Origin of the sequence: Flavobacterium sp. KACC 22761, assembly GCF_034058155.1 — a bacterium.
Lineage (GTDB): Bacteria > Bacteroidota > Bacteroidia > Flavobacteriales > Flavobacteriaceae > Flavobacterium.
Map to the genome: position 1 here is coordinate 4,457,072 of NZ_CP139148.1, position 17,643 is coordinate 4,474,714.

The 17,643-nt window shown below is 39.1% G+C and carries 7 protein-coding genes; 3 read left to right on the top strand and 4 right to left on the bottom strand.

Annotation, left to right across the window (positions count from 1 at the left end; all coding sequences use genetic code 11):
• Positions 1-3 precede the first annotated feature (3 nt).
• Together SCB73_RS18960 and SCB73_RS18965 are read left to right on the top strand one after the other, a co-directional pair.
• Complete coding sequence (locus SCB73_RS18960) at positions 4-6,435, top strand: MBG domain-containing protein (protein WP_320567749.1); 6,432 nt, start codon at positions 4-6, stop codon at positions 6,433-6,435.
• Positions 6,436-6,465: 30 nt separating this feature from the next.
• Positions 6,466-7,779, top strand: a complete 1,314-nt coding sequence (locus SCB73_RS18965; protein WP_320567750.1) for an OmpA family protein — start codon at positions 6,466-6,468, stop codon at positions 7,777-7,779.
• A 91-nt stretch (positions 7,780-7,870) separates the two neighbouring features.
• Here SCB73_RS18965 and SCB73_RS18970 read toward each other — a convergent pair whose 3' ends face one another.
• Positions 7,871-9,601, bottom strand: a complete 1,731-nt coding sequence (locus tag SCB73_RS18970) for a tetratricopeptide repeat protein (RefSeq protein ID WP_320567751.1) — start codon at positions 9,599-9,601, stop codon at positions 7,871-7,873.
• 133 nt (positions 9,602-9,734) lie between these two features.
• On the opposite strand from SCB73_RS18970, the gene SCB73_RS18975 reads away from it, so the two are divergent.
• Positions 9,735-10,088, top strand: coding sequence for a cupin domain-containing protein (locus SCB73_RS18975; protein WP_320567752.1), 354 nt, complete (start codon positions 9,735-9,737; stop codon positions 10,086-10,088).
• Positions 10,089-10,092: 4 nt separating this feature from the next.
• Here SCB73_RS18975 and SCB73_RS18980 read toward each other — a convergent pair whose 3' ends face one another.
• From SCB73_RS18980 to SCB73_RS18990, 3 genes are all read right to left on the bottom strand, one after another.
• Positions 10,093-11,868 (bottom strand): mechanosensitive ion channel family protein, encoded by a 1,776-nt coding sequence (locus SCB73_RS18980; protein WP_320567753.1) that lies wholly within the window; start codon positions 11,866-11,868, stop codon positions 10,093-10,095.
• Positions 11,869-12,101: 233 nt separating this feature from the next.
• Complete coding sequence (locus SCB73_RS18985) at positions 12,102-13,238, bottom strand: efflux RND transporter periplasmic adaptor subunit (protein WP_320567754.1); 1,137 nt, start codon at positions 13,236-13,238, stop codon at positions 12,102-12,104.
• 4 nt (positions 13,239-13,242) lie between these two features.
• Positions 13,243-17,622, bottom strand: coding sequence for a CusA/CzcA family heavy metal efflux RND transporter (locus SCB73_RS18990; protein WP_320567755.1), 4,380 nt, complete (start codon positions 17,620-17,622; stop codon positions 13,243-13,245).
• Between the last annotated feature and the right edge of the window lie 21 nt (positions 17,623-17,643).

Genomic DNA, 17,643 nt, shown 5'->3' on the forward strand with positions numbered 1-17,643 from the left:
ATCATGAAACAAAAATTACTTTTACATTTTATATTCTTATTTACATTATTTGCCCTGCCGAAAGCAAATGCTCAGGCGCTGGGCCCTGGTGATATTGCATTTATAGGATATAATACTGGTGCTCCATCAGATGGCTTTTCGTTTATTACATTAAAAGACATTCCTGCAGCTACTGTAATCTATTTTACAGAACAAGGTTGGGGAGCCGGAACCTGGGTTGCAGGAAGCACAGAATCGCACTTGCAATGGATAGTTCCAGCCTTTACTCCCGCTGGCACAATAGTTTCTGTAACAGAAAATGCTACAGCTGATACCTTTACGGTAACTGGAACTTCGGGTATAGGTTTGGTCGCTGGATATACTGGTTTTAACCTTGCTGCTGGTGATCAGATTTTGGCTTATACATCGGTCTCAGGAGCAAAACCGGTTTCACCAAATCAACCAACTTTTCTTGCTGGTGTGAATGGTGATTATAATTCTGCTGATTTTGACCCTGTAACGCATTGGAACCTTTCCACGACCTCCGGAGGACCTTCAAGTGCTTTGCCACTAGGACTCACAAATGGTGTAAATTGTGTTGCTTTATTCCCCGCAAATCAAGCTGAAATTGCAAACAATAAATATGATGGTACGTTAACAGGTACAGTAGCCGAACTATTAGCTAAAATAAATGATTACACCACTTGGATACATGACGCTTCTACTAATTATACTATTACACCGGCAAGCTATCCAACACCAGCGGTTACCACAACCGTTTTAGCAACAGTAGCCACTTCTGCCGCTACAAATGTCAGATCTGTTTCTGCAACTTTAGGTGGTCAAGTAACAGCAGATGGCGGCGATGCATCAGTAGAAAGAGGAATTGTATGGGCTACAACTGCAAGTCCAACCACCTCAAATACTAAAGTCCAAATAGGAACTGGAACAGGAACTTTCAGCGCCATTATTACAGGACTTCCCGCTGGAACTTTGATTCATTTTAGAGCTTACGCCAAAAATAGCTCAGGAACTAGCTATGGAAACGATTTAACTTTTACAACAGGTACAGCCTTAGGCACTTCCTCTACATCGCAAGTTAATATACTTTGCAATGGTGGAAATAATGGATCTGCAACCGTTGTTGCGTCTGGCGGCTCTGCTCCGTATTCTTATGCATGGGCTCCTACTGGAGGAACTGGTGCAACTGCAAGTAATCTTTTAGCGGGAAACTATACTGTTACCATTACAGATAATGAATCAACATCAATTACAAGAAATTTTACGATAACAGAGCCTTCTTTGTTAACTGCACTGTCATCGCAGACTAATATCACTTGTAATGGCGCTGCAAATGGTAGTGCAACTGTTACTCCTAGCGGAGGGACTGGCCCATACACATACTCATGGGCCCCGTCTGGCGGAACTGCTGCAACTGCTAGCAATCTAGCGGCGGGAACGTATACAGTAACTATAAAAGATAATAATAACTGTCAAATTACAAGAAACTTTACATTTAATGAGCCTGCTGTACTAGATGCTACTGCAGGAGCTGTAACCAATGTTACTTGTAATGGAGGCACAAATGGCACGGCCAAAGTAAACGTATCTGGAGGAACTGCACCATACACTTATTCATGGGCACCTACTGGAGGAACTGCCGCAACTGCAACAGGACTGTCTGCTGGAACATATACCGTAACCGTAACAGATGCTAATGGTTGCCAGGATTCTCAAGCATATATCATAACACAGCCATCAGCACTTGTGGCTTCATTTGGATCTCAAACCGATATTCTTTGTAATGGCGGTAGTACTGGAACAGCTACAGTTAATGTAAGCGGAGGAACTCCTTCGTACACCTACTCATGGGCACCTACTGGAGGAACTGCCGCAACAGCTACAGGACTTGTAGCGGGCATCTACACGGTTACGGTTAAAGATGCCAATAACTGTACCACGACACAAAGCTTCACAATTACACAGCCCCCGATACTAATAGCTACACCTGTAGCCCAGACCAATGTCGCTTGTAATGGTGGCAATACAGGATCAGCAACAATTAGTGCCACAGGAGGAACTGGAACATACACTTATTCATGGGCACCGTCCGGAGGAAACGGGCCAACTGCAAATGGACTGACCGCAGGAACATACACCGTGACCGTAACAGATGCAAATTCGTGTACGGCAACTAAAAACTTCACTATTACTCAACCATCTGCAATGGTTATCTCTCCTTCGCAGAGTAACGTATCTTGTAATGGAGGTGCAAATGGAAGTGCTACAGCAAGCGTAACAGGAGGAGTTCCTTCTTACAGCTATGCATGGGCGCCTTCGGGAGGAACTGGAGCAACAGCTGCAGGACTATCAGCAGGAACATATGCTGTCACAGTAACAGATGCGTACGGATGCACCGCAACACAAAACTACACGATCACCGAACCAACTGCAATCAATATCACTCCTTCTCAAACCAATGTTTCCTGCAATGGAGGTTCTAATGGAAGTGCTACTGTAAACGTAAGTGGAGGAACCGGAGCATATACTTATTCCTGGGCGCCATCCGGAGGAAATACCGCAACAGCTAGCGGTCTATTAGCAGGAACTTATACAGTCACAGTAACTGATGCGAACAATTGCATGAAAACGCAGAGTTTTACCATCACCCAGCCAAGTCCACTGACCGCAACAACATCAAAAACTGATGTATTGTGCAATGGCGGTGCTACAGGAACAGCAACGGTAACTGCCACAGGCGGCACTGGTTCATATACGTATGTATGGTCACCTTCGGGAGGAACTGCTGCAACAGCTACAGGTTTGGTTGTCGGTAATTACAGCTGTACCATAACGGACAGCAATGGATGTTTCATCACTAAAAATTTCACTATCAACCAGCCTTCTGTATTAACCGCTACTACATCCCAAATCAACGCCACCTGTTCTGCAGGTGGGCAAGCTGTCGTAACGCCATCTGGAGGTGCTGGGGGTTATACCTATTTATGGTCACCGGGAGGGGCTACAACCCAGGTTGTCAGTGGTCTGGCAACAGGAAACCATAGCTGTATCATTACCGATGCGAACGGGTGCACTATTACCAAAAATTTTATTATATCCACGACAAATACATTAGTTGCCAGCACATTCCAAACAAATGTACTGTGCAATGGCAACAATACCGGATCGGCAGGTGTGATCCCTTCTGGTGCTCCAGGGCCTTATACATATGTCTGGTCACCATCTGGAGGAAGTGCCGATACAGCAACTAACTTGACCGCAGGAAATTATTCTGTGACTATTACCTCTTCAAACGGATGCTCTATAATTAAAAACTTCACAATTAGCCAGCCAAACGCCATGACAGTTACTCCATCTCAAACTGGTGTGTCTTGCAATGGCGGTTCTAACGGATCTGCAAGCGTTTCTGTAACTGGTGGAACTGGCGGATATACTTATTCATGGGCGCCTTCTGGCGGAAATGGAGCTACGGCACTAGGATTATCTGCCGGAACATACACAGTGACAATAAAAGATGCTAATTTATGTCAGAAGACGCAGAGTTTTACTATTACTGAACCAGCTGCAATTACAGCAACTAAATCACAAACTAATGTTTCGTGCAACGGAGGAGCCAACGGATCAGCAACCGTAAGTCCTACTGGAGGAACAGGAGCTTATTCTTACTTATGGATGCCATCGGGAGGAACTTCAGCCACTGCAAGTGGACTAACTGCAGGAACCTATACCGTGACAATAAAAGATGCCAATTTATGTCAGATAACGGAAACGTTCACTATCAGCGAGCCTGCCGTACTGAGCGCTACATCATCCCAAACCAATATTTCCTGTAATGGAGCCAATAACGGAACGGCTTCTGTAAGTGTAACGGGTGGAACAGGAACCTATACTTATTTATGGTCTTCTGGAGCTTCTGCAGCGACTGCAACTGGATTAAGCCCAGGAAATTATAGCGTAGTGATTACTGATGCCAATGGCTGCACACTGACGCAAAATTTCACTATCAACCAGCCTTCTGCGCTTTCAGCAACAGTTTCACAAAGCAATGCTTCATGCAATGGCGGAACCAATGGAGTTGCCTCAGTAAACGTTACTGGAGGAACCGGAACTTACAGTTATACATGGTCTCCATCGGGAGGAAACTCAAATACTGCAACAGGATTATCTGCAGGAAACTACAGTGTATTGATCACTGATGCCAACGGATGTGCCTTGACACAAAATTTCACCATTTCAGAGCCGGATGCATTAGTATTGGCTCCATCAAAAACAGATGTTTCCTGCAATGGCGCTAACAATGGAACTGCAAGCGTTTCAGTTTCTGGAGGAACTGGTGCCTACACTTATTCATGGGCGCCATCTGGAGGAACTTCGAATACTGCAACAGGATTAAGTCCGAATAACTATACCGTGACTGTAACAGATGCCAATGGTTGCACAGCAACTAAAACAATCACTATTGAGCAACCGGAAGTTCTTGCAGCAACTCCTTCTCAAAGCAATATCACCTGTAATGGAGCGAACAATGGAACTGCAAGCGTTTCAGTTTCTGGAGGAACTGGAGCATACATTTATTCATGGTCTCCTTCCGGCGGAACCTCGAATACTGCAACGGGATTAAGCCCAGGAAACTACAGCGTACTTGTTACAGATGCCAATGGTTGTACTTTGACTCAAAATTTTACAATCTCTCAACCTTCTGCTCTTTTAGCAACAACCGCTCAAACAAATGTTTCCTGCAATGGTTTGAACAACGGTACTGCATCCATAATCGTAACTGGAGGAACGGGTTCTTACACTTACTTGTGGTCACCAGCAGGTGGAATATTGAATACTGCCTCAGGATTGAGCCCCGGAAACTACACCGTTACTGCAACTGATGAAAATTCGTGCTCTATAACCAAAAGCTTCACAATTACAGAACCTACTCTATTGGTGGCAACACCATCACAGACTAATGTGTCCTGCTATAATGGCGCAAACGGCTCTGCTTCAGTAAATGTGGCTGGAGGAACAGGTTCTTATACTTACTTATGGAGCCCATCTGGAGGTACAGCAAATACAGCCAACGGACTTAGTCCTGGAACATATAATGTAACAATTACAGATGCAAACTCTTGCTCTATAACGCAAACTTTTGTCATTACAGCTCCAGCAAACCCCGTAAGTCTCACGACTCTTAATGCTGCAAACGTAACCGTAAGCGATGCTAATCTTTCCGGAACAGTGAATTCTGACGGAATCAATAGAGACAATGGTAGCTGTCTGTCTGAAGTAGGTTTTGTTTATGCAACACACGCCAACCCAACTGTTGCAGATATAAAAATCAATAAAGGAAGTTCTCTTGGAGCAATCACTTCATCTATAACAGGATTGAAAGGCAATACGACATATTATGTTAAAACTTATGCAATCAACAGCAACGGTTATGTGAACTACGGAAATGAAATCAGCTTTACCACAGAAAAATACAAGTTGTTCATAACAGCCACGGCAGGGCTTTCAAAAGTCTATGGTACGACAGACCCTATATTTAGCTTTACTGCAAATGGATTTGCAAATGGAGATACTAATGCAATACTAACCGGAAAGCTTTCAAGAGATACAGGCGAGAATGTAGGAACCTATAGCATCAAAGCTGGAACTATCAATGCAGGAGCAAACTATATCATTGTTTTTGCCGGTGCCACTTTTGAGATCATCAAAGCAAACCAAACGATAACATGGACACAAAGCTTGGATCTGGGATGTGATACAGGAAATACAGCACAGCTTACTGCTACGTCTAGTAGCGGACTTCCGATCTCCTATGTCATAGCAAATACAGCTATCGGCGAAATCGTTGGAACAACCCTAAACATCAAAAATTCAGGAAATACAACGATTACAGCCAGTCAAAATGGCGATCAGAATTACAACCCTGCTACATCGGTTACAAGACCAGTAGTTGTGAGCCAGTCTGGCCTTATCATACAACAATGGGCTGATGTCTTGTTAGCTGACAATAAAAATAAAAACTATGTTGCTTGGCAATGGTATAAAAATGGGGCGTTGGTCTCTGGCGCAACACGTCAATATTATAGTGAAAACCAAGCCTTGAATGGAACTTATTATGTTATTGCAACTGATAAAAACGGAAATTCAATAAAATCTTGTCCTTTGGTACTAACTGGAGCTCCTTTTTCTAAAACTCTGAAAATTTATCCAAACCCAGTAAGAGCCTTGAATGAATTTACAGTCGAATGTAATTTCAGTGAATCTCAGCTTAGTGGTGCAACTCTAGCGATCTTTAACGTGACTGGAACACAAATTCAGACTGTTTCTAATGTGAAAGCTAAGAATCAGGTTACAGCACCTTCACAATCAGGTATCTACATTGTACTTCTGACACTATCCAATGGTGAACAGAAAACAATTAATTTACTGGTAATCTAACAATTGAGATTTAATTTAAAAAAGATGAAAATGAAGATCAAGATAGCAACAGCACTATTTTTATTATACGGCCTCCATGCAAGCGCTCAGGAAATTACAGTCAAACTAAACGGAGGCCCCTCAGGAATTCTTTATGACAGTTCAATTGGCGACGGTCAACTAAAAATCGGAGGAGGATTAGGAATTGGTTACACCTATTTTTTCAGCAACCATTGGGGAATCAATTCCGGTTTAGATTTTATGTACAATCAAAACAGCTTCAAACTTAATGATGGCAATACCATCAGTTCATACAAGATCGATGACCAAGGATCGGCATTCGAATATCAGGTTTCACCAAAGAACTACAAAGAAGACCAACATTTCATGTCATTTGCCGTTCCGGTGCTTTTGCAGTACAGAACATCATTCGCAAGCCAAACGGAATGGTATTTAGGTTTCGGCGGAAAAATATTATTTCCAGGAAAACAGAAGATAAAGGCTTCGGCAGATGAAATACAATTAAGTGGTTATTATCCCGACCTGAATATCCTGATCGACGACCTGCCTTCTCACGGATTCGGGAAAGTCACCAATTGGAAAGACGAGGCTTCTGTAAGCCTTGACCCAACCTTTCTTATAAGCGTAGAAACTGGGTTGACCTTTAAACTTAAGGAAAACATGAAGCTTTACACAGGAGTATACGCAGACTACGGATTAACAAACTTGACCAATGACAATCCTAATGCAAACATTGTAACTTATAGTCCTAGCGGTATCAACAATTTACAGGCTGAGGGCGTTATCGGCAACAACAAAGTTGTACAAGAAACCCGTTACTTTTCTGCGGGAATTCAGCTTAAACTAGGTTTTTCGCTGAATAAGTCAAAATCTCAGCCGGCAGAAATGGCACAACCTCAAAACGTAACTGAGAGTGTCGCACCAAAAGCAGAGCCAGCACCTGCTCCACAAAAAGTTCCCGAACCGGCAACTAAGCCAAAAGAGATTACGGCAGAACAACGCGCCTATATCGAAAAACCTTTGGCTTTCAATGAAATTGGAAATACTTCGGTTACTCCCGAATTAGCCGAAAGACTTGATGGAATCGCCAAAATCCTTAACGAGAATAATGACGTCGAACTGAATGTAACAGGATATACCTGCGACATCGGGACTGAGAAACGCAATTTGGAAATCGGACAACTTCGTGCACAAGCTGTAGCGGACTATCTTAAAAACAAGGGAATCCAAAACAGCAGAATTCACCTGTTCTCAAAAGGAGAAAACGATCCGCTCGTTCCAAATACTCCAGCCGAAAACAAGCCTTTGAATCGTCGAGTTTCCCTTGTCCTAATCGACAAATAATCATTTGACTGTCCACATTTCTTTTTATACAAAAGGAGCTATTTTTAATAAATAGCTCCTTTTTTTTTATGAAATTAAAATCAAAAACTTTCTATTCCATTACAGCAGATGCAGAAGATGAAATCTTAAAATCGGCATATCGCCATGACTCATCAAAAGCAGTTTTGATTTTTAATGCTTCGCTATCTTTTTTCTGTTTTACTAACGAATTATACAATCCGATTAATGCCCAGCCGTTTTTGCGCCAAATCTCTAAATCCTTGCGATAGATTTTTTCTGCTTCGTTGTATTTTTCAGCTTTAAGCAGAACTGCACCTAAATAATGCCGCACCGAGAAAAACCAATCAGGAGGCTCGTTATAATTGAGATTGTCTTCAATTTCTATTGCTTCGTTTAACAACAATATAGATTTATTTAAATCCTTTTTCTTTGAAGCAATTCCTGCTTCAAGAACTTTTGAAGCAATACGAGCAAGATCTGAAGTAGTATTAATATTCCAAATTGTAAGGTCCTTCAGTTTCGTATTTTTTGATAGCTGATCAAGAGCTGAAAATTCTTTTTCGGCATTTATCAAATTATTTTTTCCTAGATAAGCCATTCCTCTTGCATAATGCCAAATAGCTTGCGGATAAACAAGATCCTTATCTGGTTTAGGAAGTGCAATAATGGTATCCCACATGGCAAATTTTACAGCAATATAATATGGAATCGTATAATAATGCTGCAAAGTTCCCCATCCTGGCTGTCGCATAATCTCAACTGAAATATGCTTTTGAAGTTTTTTAGCGTTATTCCAAGCCAATTTAGAATTTCCTTCTAAAGCTGCTGTTGCGGTCAAAAAATGATAATTATGCGGATAATAAGCTAGCGGATATGCTCCTTGCGCGTGACAAACGGTAGTATAAAGGCTGTCAATTTTTATAGCTTGAATATTTGAAAGCGATCCTTGGTGATAATCTCCTGTACGAATGTAAATATGTGACGGCATATGAACCAAATGGCCAGATTCTGGAACCAAAGTTTCTAATAACTTAGCACTTTTTAAAGCCTTTTCAGGTGTGGAAGAAGCTTCTAAAGCATGTATATAAAAATGATGTGCGCCAGGATGTTTTGGATTTCTTACCATCAATTCCTGCAGAATTTCTACTATTTCGGGAGTCCATTTTTTTATTGCTCCGGTATTTTTATCATACAAATCCCAAGGATGCAAATTCATTAACGATTCAGCGTAAAGTGCTCCAATATCAGGATCTGTTGAAAATTTAGTATATACTTTTTTCATGGCTTCGGCATAGGCAATATCCAATGGTTTTCTGTCAGCGGGTGGATTTTTGACATATCTTACAGCCATTGCGTCTATTAGCGCGATTTCTTTTGGCGAACATTTTTCCGAAAACTTTTTGGCTTTTTGAATGGCATCATAAGCCCGCTGAAAATTATCTTCTTCCATTCCAGCATTATAATTTGGACCTAAAACATACGCAAAACCCCAATATGCCATCGCACAATTAGGATCTAAACGCGAAGCTTCATAAAATGATCTTGCGGCTTCGGCATGATTAAAACCATATGCCAGCATCATTCCTTGATTGAAATACTGCTGTACTTCTTGATTTTTAGTAGAAATTTTAAAATCTATTCCTTTCAGGCCTTTAAATTTTGGTGCTTTTTTATTTAACAAATACCAATCTTTATCTGTAGTCTTTGGCGAAAAACATCCTTGGGTAGCAGTAATTTTTGTTGGTTTTGATTCCGTATTTTTGTTTTTATTACAAGCAAAAAGAAATAAAACAGCAAATAGCAAATAATAATGTTTCATCATAAAAACTATTTAATTTATTACATCAGTGAAACAATTCCTAAACAAAGAAAGTTGCTAACAAAGTTATAAAAAATCAAAACTAAACACTTGTTTTTCAATAAAATACACCTAAATCAAAAACATTAAACACAAAATGAGTAATCAAATAATTGACAAACAAACCACCGAACATTATGTGTGGGGCGAAAATTGCGATAGCTGGGTCTTAGCGGATACTGCTGGACTTTCAATAAAACAGGAAAGCATGCCACCTTCAACTAGAGAAAAATTGCATTTTCATACTGAAGCGCAACAATTTTTCTTCATTTTGAAAGGCACAGCAACTTTTTATTTGGCAAAAAATAAAACAATTGTTACCGAGCAAAAAGGAATATTGGTTCAGCCAAAAACCAAACATTATATTGCAAATGAAACTTCAGAACAGCTTGAATTTCTCGTGATTTCACAACCAACAACAAATAACGACAGAACTACAATTGAAGAGTAATATTTTACTCTTCTTCTTTCATTTTAAAGCTTCCGTCGTCTGGGTATTTGATGCTGTCTTTTAATTCTTCAATGCGTTTTGGGTCAAAATATGGCAATTGCAGTTCGTTGTTTTCTTTCCATTTTTTAACGATTTTAGAAACTGCATCAGATTTTTCGTTAGAAGAAACAGTATCACGAGCCATATAAATAGTTTGAGATGGATAAGCCAGCGAAGTACCGCTTTTTTCAATGATATCCATCATTCGCAATAAAACATCTTCCTGCACTTCTTGTGATTTCTCTAAACTAATGGCTTCGATATACGCTGTAACTTCTACTTTCAAGGCATCTGCCGTAATTCCTGTAAAACGAACAATTGGTGGAGAATCTAAAATTGCAGGATGCGCATAAAGCAAAGACCTAATTTCTACCAATAAATAACGCATTTGATCGGGAGTGGTTTCCATTCTAAAACCTAATATCGGATTAAATATAAAACGATCACGATGCGCAAAATTTTCTATTTTGCTTGCCGATAATTGTCCGTTAGGAATAGTCACAATCGTTCGCGCTTGCGTTCGCAAGGTTGTTGAGCGCATTCCTATTGATTCTACCGTTCCTTTGATATCATCGACTCTGCAATAGTCACCTACTCGAATTGGCTGATCAGCAATAAGACTAACACTTCCAACAAAATTTTCTATCGTTTTTTGTGCTCCAAGCGCCAAAGCAATCCCCCCAATTCCCAATGCCGCAAGTCCAGCTGTAACATCTACACCAATAATACCAAGTATAGCAATAACTCCAATGACAATAATGGCCGCTTTAGTTGTACGATTTAAGAATAAAATAGTAGAAACTGCTGAGACCCGGCCGCTTAAACTCATTCTCTTACGAGTGAACGTACTTACAAAATCGGTTATTCTCCAAAGCAATATTAAAAAAGCAATTATTCCAATAGTGATGATGATGATACTATAACGCTGACGAACTACAATAGAAATCCCCATTCGTTGCGTAAATACAACAAATAAAATTACAGCAAGAAACATTTGAATAGGCAATTCAAAAGCTTCAATTATAGCCCTGCCTTTATCGCTTTCGGCTCTTTTCCAGATTTTTTGAATCATAAAGACCAAAGCAAAAAGCAACATTTTAGAAAGCAAGTATGACACTACCATCATAATTACGACAACTGCCCAATGCCCCAAAGGAACATTTCCTAATTTCTTTTCTAATAAAAAATCAGGCAATATCCGGTCTAAAAAAGTCTTTTCATTTGCAACATCAGCTGAAACAATCGATTCTATAGTTTCTGCCGAAAAAAGCCATAAAGCAGGCTGACTGTCATCTGACTGGTTTTCTACATACAACTGAATTACTGTTTTATTGGTAGATATGTTTCCAACTAGATCTACACCAATTGCTTGATCATCATCTGTACGTCCAGTTTCTTTATTGCTGATAATTGATGAAGGAGATAAGTTGCCACCTTGATCCAATAGCAATTGGAAAGTCTTTGCTATTTTTATTCTTTCTGCAGTTTTGCGATACGAGCGTTTGCTCAACACAAAATACTGGCTGGCACGCAAATAATTTTGCTCGCCAATTGCCTTTATGAATCCGTTTACTGTTCCCTGAGGTGTACGCCTTCCGAGCGAATCTTCTGGTGTTTTTTCAGGCTCTTCTGTAACTGTTTTGGCAGTACCCAATAATTGAGAAGACACCGAATTTGGCATAACTAACAATAGCAATAATAGCGATAAATTACACAGGAAGCGTTTTGTATCTAAAATCATGTAAATCTATTTTAGCTGTTTAATCTTCTAAAAATAAGAAATATAGAAGAAAAAAGAAATCTTTCAGCAAGAAAAAAACAAAGTCATAAAATCAAAAGAAATTATTTTTTTATTTTTATTAAAAATAAAAAAGACAGTGATAATAATTACCACTGCCTCTTTCTTTGAACTAAATTGTTCTTTTTAATTTCAACAATTTTGGAATTTGAAATTTTATTTTTTGGATTTTATACCTATTGCGCACTTTCATTCATAGCTTTCATCAAAAGTGTATAAGCATTTTCTACCACCAATTTTGATGAAGAAGTAATAACTTCTGAAGAAAATTGCTTAAAACCATTTTGAGCAATTCCTGCTTTTACAGCTACGATTTTATAACTGTTGTTTCCGTTGTCTTCAAAAACATAACTTTTACCTTTCCAATCCACAATGGCATTTTCAGGCAATGTCAACTGTTTTATATTCATGATATGAATATCTGCATTTACAAAAAGTCCCGGTAAAAAAAGTGAATCGTAACGATCTAATCGTGCGATAACCTCAGTGGCACGATCCTGATTCAGACTATGGTTGATATATTGAATTTTTGCACTGAATTTCTTTTCAGGATTAGAATTACTATAAACTTCTAATTTTTGTCCTTCCTTAAGCGATTGAACATCTTTTTCAAAAACAGTAAAAGTCAGCATTACATCTTGGATATTCGTTAATTCAAAAAGCATTTCAGTTGGCGAAACATATTTACCGTTATTGATGTTTACCTTTGAAACCAACCCATTTACAGGAGAAACTACATTGATTGCTTTTGTAATGTTTGAAGCATTCAATCGGTTTACATTAAGTCCTAACAATTCTAGTTTTTGTGCCAATGATGCCATTGCAATTCGCTGTGTTTCGCGTTCAGCTGTAACTTGTTCAAAAACCTTGTCGCTGCTTGCTTTTTTTGCATTCAATTCTTTCTGACGGCTAAATTCTAAATTCGCTGCTTTGAACTGTTCTTTTGCAGTCAAATAATCCTGTTGCAGTTGAATGTATTGCATATCTTCAATTACGGCCAAAACTTGTCCTTTTCGCACATGCATTCCCACAACAATATTTGTCCTTTTAATATAACCGCCTAACGGAAAAGTTACATTTACCAAACTGTTTGGCGGTACTGTAACTTCTCCCTGAAGTTGCACAATAGCGCTGAGTTCTTTTTCTACAGGATTTCCTATTACGATTCCGGCATTTTTAGCCTGTTCTGCTGATAAGGTTATTAAATTAGAATCTGTTTTTCCTGCTTCAACCTGTTTATTTTCTTCCTTTTTACCGCATGATATCAGCATCAGTAAGGCAATTGTAAACGCAAAAATGATTTTCTTTTTCATTGCATTATAAATTTGTTATTGTTTGCAAGGTTATCAAAGCCTTATTATAATTATTTACCGTATCCAGATATTCATTTTTGATCGTAATCGCTTGATTCACGACTAAAACCCACTGTAAGTAATCAATATCTCCATTTTGTAATTGACTATTGGCCGCATCAATAATAGTTTGTGCATTAGTCAAACCGTCGTTTTCGTAATATTGAAGACTTTCTTTGTATTTCTGAACTTCTTTAGAAGCATTTTGTATTTGTGCGGAAACTTCAATTTTTACAGCTTCTGATTGTGCTTCCAAATTTTGAAATTCAGCTTTTGCTGCTTTGCTTTTCGCAGATTGACTCCCAAAAAACAGCGGAACACTTAGTCCTGCAGTGACATAACTGAATCGATCTGACGAATCATAATATACTTCCTGTCCTGTAGCATTAGTTTGAAAACCCGTAATACTCAAATTATTATATCCAAAATTTAAATCTGGCATCAAACGAGCTTTCTCGGTTTTCCAACGCCATTTTGCAGCTTCTGCTTCTTGTTTCCAAACTTTTGTCATAGGCAATTCATCTGTATTTACAACTTCCAAAAGTTGGTTTGAATCCATTTTCAAGTTTGATTTATCTGGCGAATATTGTTTGTCATCTTGCAACAAAGCGTTAAATGAACGAAGCGCGATATCAACATCAAGTTCCAACATATTTAGCTGATTCGTATAAAACTGCCTTGCCGATTGCGAAGCGCTTTTTTCTAAAACATTCGTTTCTCCAGCTTTAAATCGCAGTTGTGACTTTTCTTCCATCAATCGGTAAATGCTATCTGCATAATGCAAAAGGCCGCGTTTATTATTCAGCCAAACCAATTCGTAATATAATTTGCGAACAGATGATTTTACCTCCTGCTGTGTCAACTGATTTTGCGCTTTTGCAACTTCAGCTCCCGCCGTTAACGCTTTTTTTTGTCTAGAATACACTGTTGGGAAATTAATAGTCTGACTGATTCCAAAACGTGTATCATTTAATCGACTGTTAAATTGCCCATAATCGGCATCGATTTGTGTTTTTGGAAGATCATAAGCCGATTTATTCAAAAATGCTTTAGAGGCTTCATTGAATTTTGCGGCTTTGATTCTGCTGTTATTTTTAAGAGCAATTTCAATCGACCTTTGCAACGAAATTTTTTCTGTCTGTTGTGCATAAAGTCCATTAAAACCATTTAATAGAAATAGCACAACAATAATTGTTGTGATGTTTTTCATTTTCTTTTTCTTTCTAAAAGATTTCATATTATAGGTCATCAAATAAATGGCTGGAAGCACAAAAAGAGTCAACAATGTAGCTGTCACTAGCCCGCCAATTACAACAGTTGCAAGCGGGCGCTGTACTTCTGCTCCTGCTCCATTACTGAGCGCCATTGGCAAAAAACCTAGAGATGCCACGGCTGCAGTCATCAATACAGGACGAAGTCGGTTTTTGGTTCCTGTTATAATAATATCTAAAGGATCTGTGATTTCGCCGTGTTTTTGGATTCGGTTAAACTCTGATATCAATACAATTCCGTTTAATACTGCTACTCCAAAAAGAGCAATAAATCCAACTCCTGCCGAAATACTAAACGGCATATCGCGCATCCATAAAGCAAAAACGCCTCCGATGGCAGATAATGGAATAGCAGTAAAAATGATAATTCCTTCTTTAAATGATTTAAAAGCAAAATACAACAGTGCAAAAATCATTAAAAGTGCTGCTGGAACGGCAACTCCTAGTCGGCTTTTGGCTTGCTGTAAATTTTCAAAAGAACCTCCGTAAGTAATATAATATCCCGGATCCATTTTGATCTGCGCATTGACTTTTTGCTGTAATTCGTTTACGATGCTTTGTACGTCACGCCCGCGAACGTTGAATCCAACAATAATCCGGCGTCTGGCATCTTCACGCTGAATCTGGTTTGGCCCTTCTATTTCCTGAATAGAAGCCACTTGATACAATGGAATCTGTGTTCCGGAAGGTGTCGCGACTAAAAGATTTCTAACATTTTCAATGCCTTGTCGTCCGCTGTTTTCAACGCGCACCACTAAATCAAAACGCTTTTCACCTTCGTATATATTTCCAGCTACAGCTCCGGCAAAAGCAGCATTTACTGTTCGGTTAATGTCTTGAACATACAGCCCATATTTTGCCATTTCCGCCCAATTGTAATCAATTACGATTTGGGGCATACCGGTAACTTTTTCAACATAGAGATCGGCTGTCCCTTTTACGGTTTTGCTAATTGCACCTAGTTTTTCTGAATATTCATCAAGTTTATCGAGATCTTCTCCAAATATTTTACAAACAACATCTTGCTTTGCTCCTGTCATTAATTCATTAAAACGCATCTGAACTGGAAACTGAAAACCTGTTGTTACACCTGGTGCAACTTCTTGAACTGTTTTTGCCATTTTTTCGGCTAATTCAGAGAAAGAGGAAGCACTTGTCCATTCTGATTTATCTTTTAGAACAATAATCATGTCGCCACCTTCAATTGGCATCGGATCGGTCGGAATTTCGGCGCTTCCAATTCGAGAAACTATTTTTTTGACCTCAGGATATTGTTTTTTCAATTCGGCCGAAATTTTTACAATCGTTTCCGTTGTAGTCGAAAGATTTGTTCCCAAAAGCATGCGGGTTTCTACTGCAAAATCTCCTTCTTCTAATTGCGGAATAAATTCGCCTCCCATCAATCCGAATACGAATACGGCGAAACCAAATAGTACAACTGCTGTCACGACAATACTCTTTTTAATAGCTAATGCTTTTGTAAGCGCTTTTTCATACCAACTTTCTAATCTTAACATTACACGATCGGAGAAGTTAAGTTTATGACTTATTTTTTTGCTGATAAAAAGCGAACTCACCATTGGCACATATGTCAACGATAATATAAAAGCACCTAAAATGGCAAACGCAACAGTCTGAGCCATTGGTTTGAACATTTTTCCTTCAATTCCTTGGAGTGATAAAATTGGCAGATATACAATCAGAATTATGATCTGTCCAAAAACCGCAGCGTTCATCATTCGCGAAGCTGAACCAGAAACTTCCTTGTCCATTTCTTCCTGAGAAATGTTATCTATCGATTGGTATTTTTTTGATGTATGAATATGATGCAAAATCGCTTCGACGATAATAACGGCGCCATCTACAATAAGTCCGAAGTCGAGCGCTCCTAAACTCATTAAATTGCCACTTACGCCAAAAGTATTCATCATAATAATAGCAAAAAGCATCGCTAACGGAATAACTGAAGCAACAATAAGTCCAGCACGTAAATTTCCGAGAAACAATACCAAAACCAGAACCACGATCAATGCTCCTTCCATTAAGTTGTGCTCAACGGTTCCTATGGCGTTGTCGACCATTTTGGTACGATCTAAAAAAGGCTCTATTTTAAGTCCCTCAGGAAGAATTTTTTCGATTTCGGCTACTTTGCTTTTTACATTTTCAATGACATTGCTAGCGTTCTCGCCTTTAAGCATCATCACAATTCCCCCAACCGATTCGCCGATATCATCTGTGGTTAAAGCACCGTAACGTATTGCCGAAGATAATTTTACTTCTGCTACATTTTTAACCAATAGCGGAGTTCCCGCTTGGGTCGTTTTAATAACAATATTTTCAATGTCTTCAATCTTTTTGGCAAGACCAACACTTCGGATATAAGATACTGTCGGACCTTTTTCAATATAAGCCCCGCCAGTATTTTGATTGCTTCGGCTTAAAGCATTAAAAACATCGCTGATTGTTAAATTCTGTGCTTTTAATCGGGCTGGATTTACAGCAACTTCATATTGTTTGAGCTTTCCTCCAAAGGTAGAAACATCAGCAATTCCGGGAGTTCCTAGCAATTGTCTTCGTACTGTCCAATCTTGAATAGTTCGTAAATCGGCTAGTGAATATTTGCTTTCGTAACCGGGTTGTGGTTTTAAAACATATTGATAAATTTCACCAAGTCCTGTCGTGACGGGCGCCATTTCAGGCATATTGGCATTTTCATCAATTTCGACTTTCTGTAATCGTTCCGTTACCTGCTGACGCGCCCAATACACATCGGTATCGTCTTCAAAAACAATTGAAACAACAGACAAACCGAATCTCGAAATACTTCGGCTTTCTTTTAATTGCGGAATATTGCTTACTGCTTGTTCAATAGGGAATGTAATCAAACGTTCCACATCTTCAGCTCCCAATGATGGAGCCGTAGTTATAATTTGTACCTGATTATTAGTGATGTCAGGTACGGCATCAATTGGCAAACGGGTTACTTCGAACACGCCGTAGATAATCCACAGCAATGTAAAAATACCAATCGCCAGTTTATTATGAACTGAAAACTGAATGATTTTATTAAGCATAATTTCTTTTTTAGGAATACT

Excerpts from the sequence above, each read along its gene's own strand:
- SCB73_RS18960 (WP_320567749.1), top strand. The coding sequence starts at position 4 with ATGAAACAAAAATTACTTTTACATTTTATATTCTTATTTACATTATTT.
- SCB73_RS18985 (WP_320567754.1), bottom strand. The coding sequence starts at position 13,238 with ATGAAAAAGAAAATCATTTTTGCGTTTACAATTGCCTTACTGATGCTG.
- SCB73_RS18975 (WP_320567752.1), top strand. The coding sequence starts at position 9,735 with ATGAGTAATCAAATAATTGACAAACAAACCACCGAACATTATGTGTGG.
- SCB73_RS18990 (WP_320567755.1), bottom strand. The coding sequence starts at position 17,622 with ATGCTTAATAAAATCATTCAGTTTTCAGTTCATAATAAACTGGCGATT.
- SCB73_RS18965 (WP_320567750.1), top strand. The coding sequence starts at position 6,466 with ATGAAGATCAAGATAGCAACAGCACTATTTTTATTATACGGCCTCCAT.
- SCB73_RS18970 (WP_320567751.1), bottom strand. The coding sequence starts at position 9,601 with ATGATGAAACATTATTATTTGCTATTTGCTGTTTTATTTCTTTTTGCT.
- SCB73_RS18980 (WP_320567753.1), bottom strand. The coding sequence starts at position 11,868 with ATGATTTTAGATACAAAACGCTTCCTGTGTAATTTATCGCTATTATTG.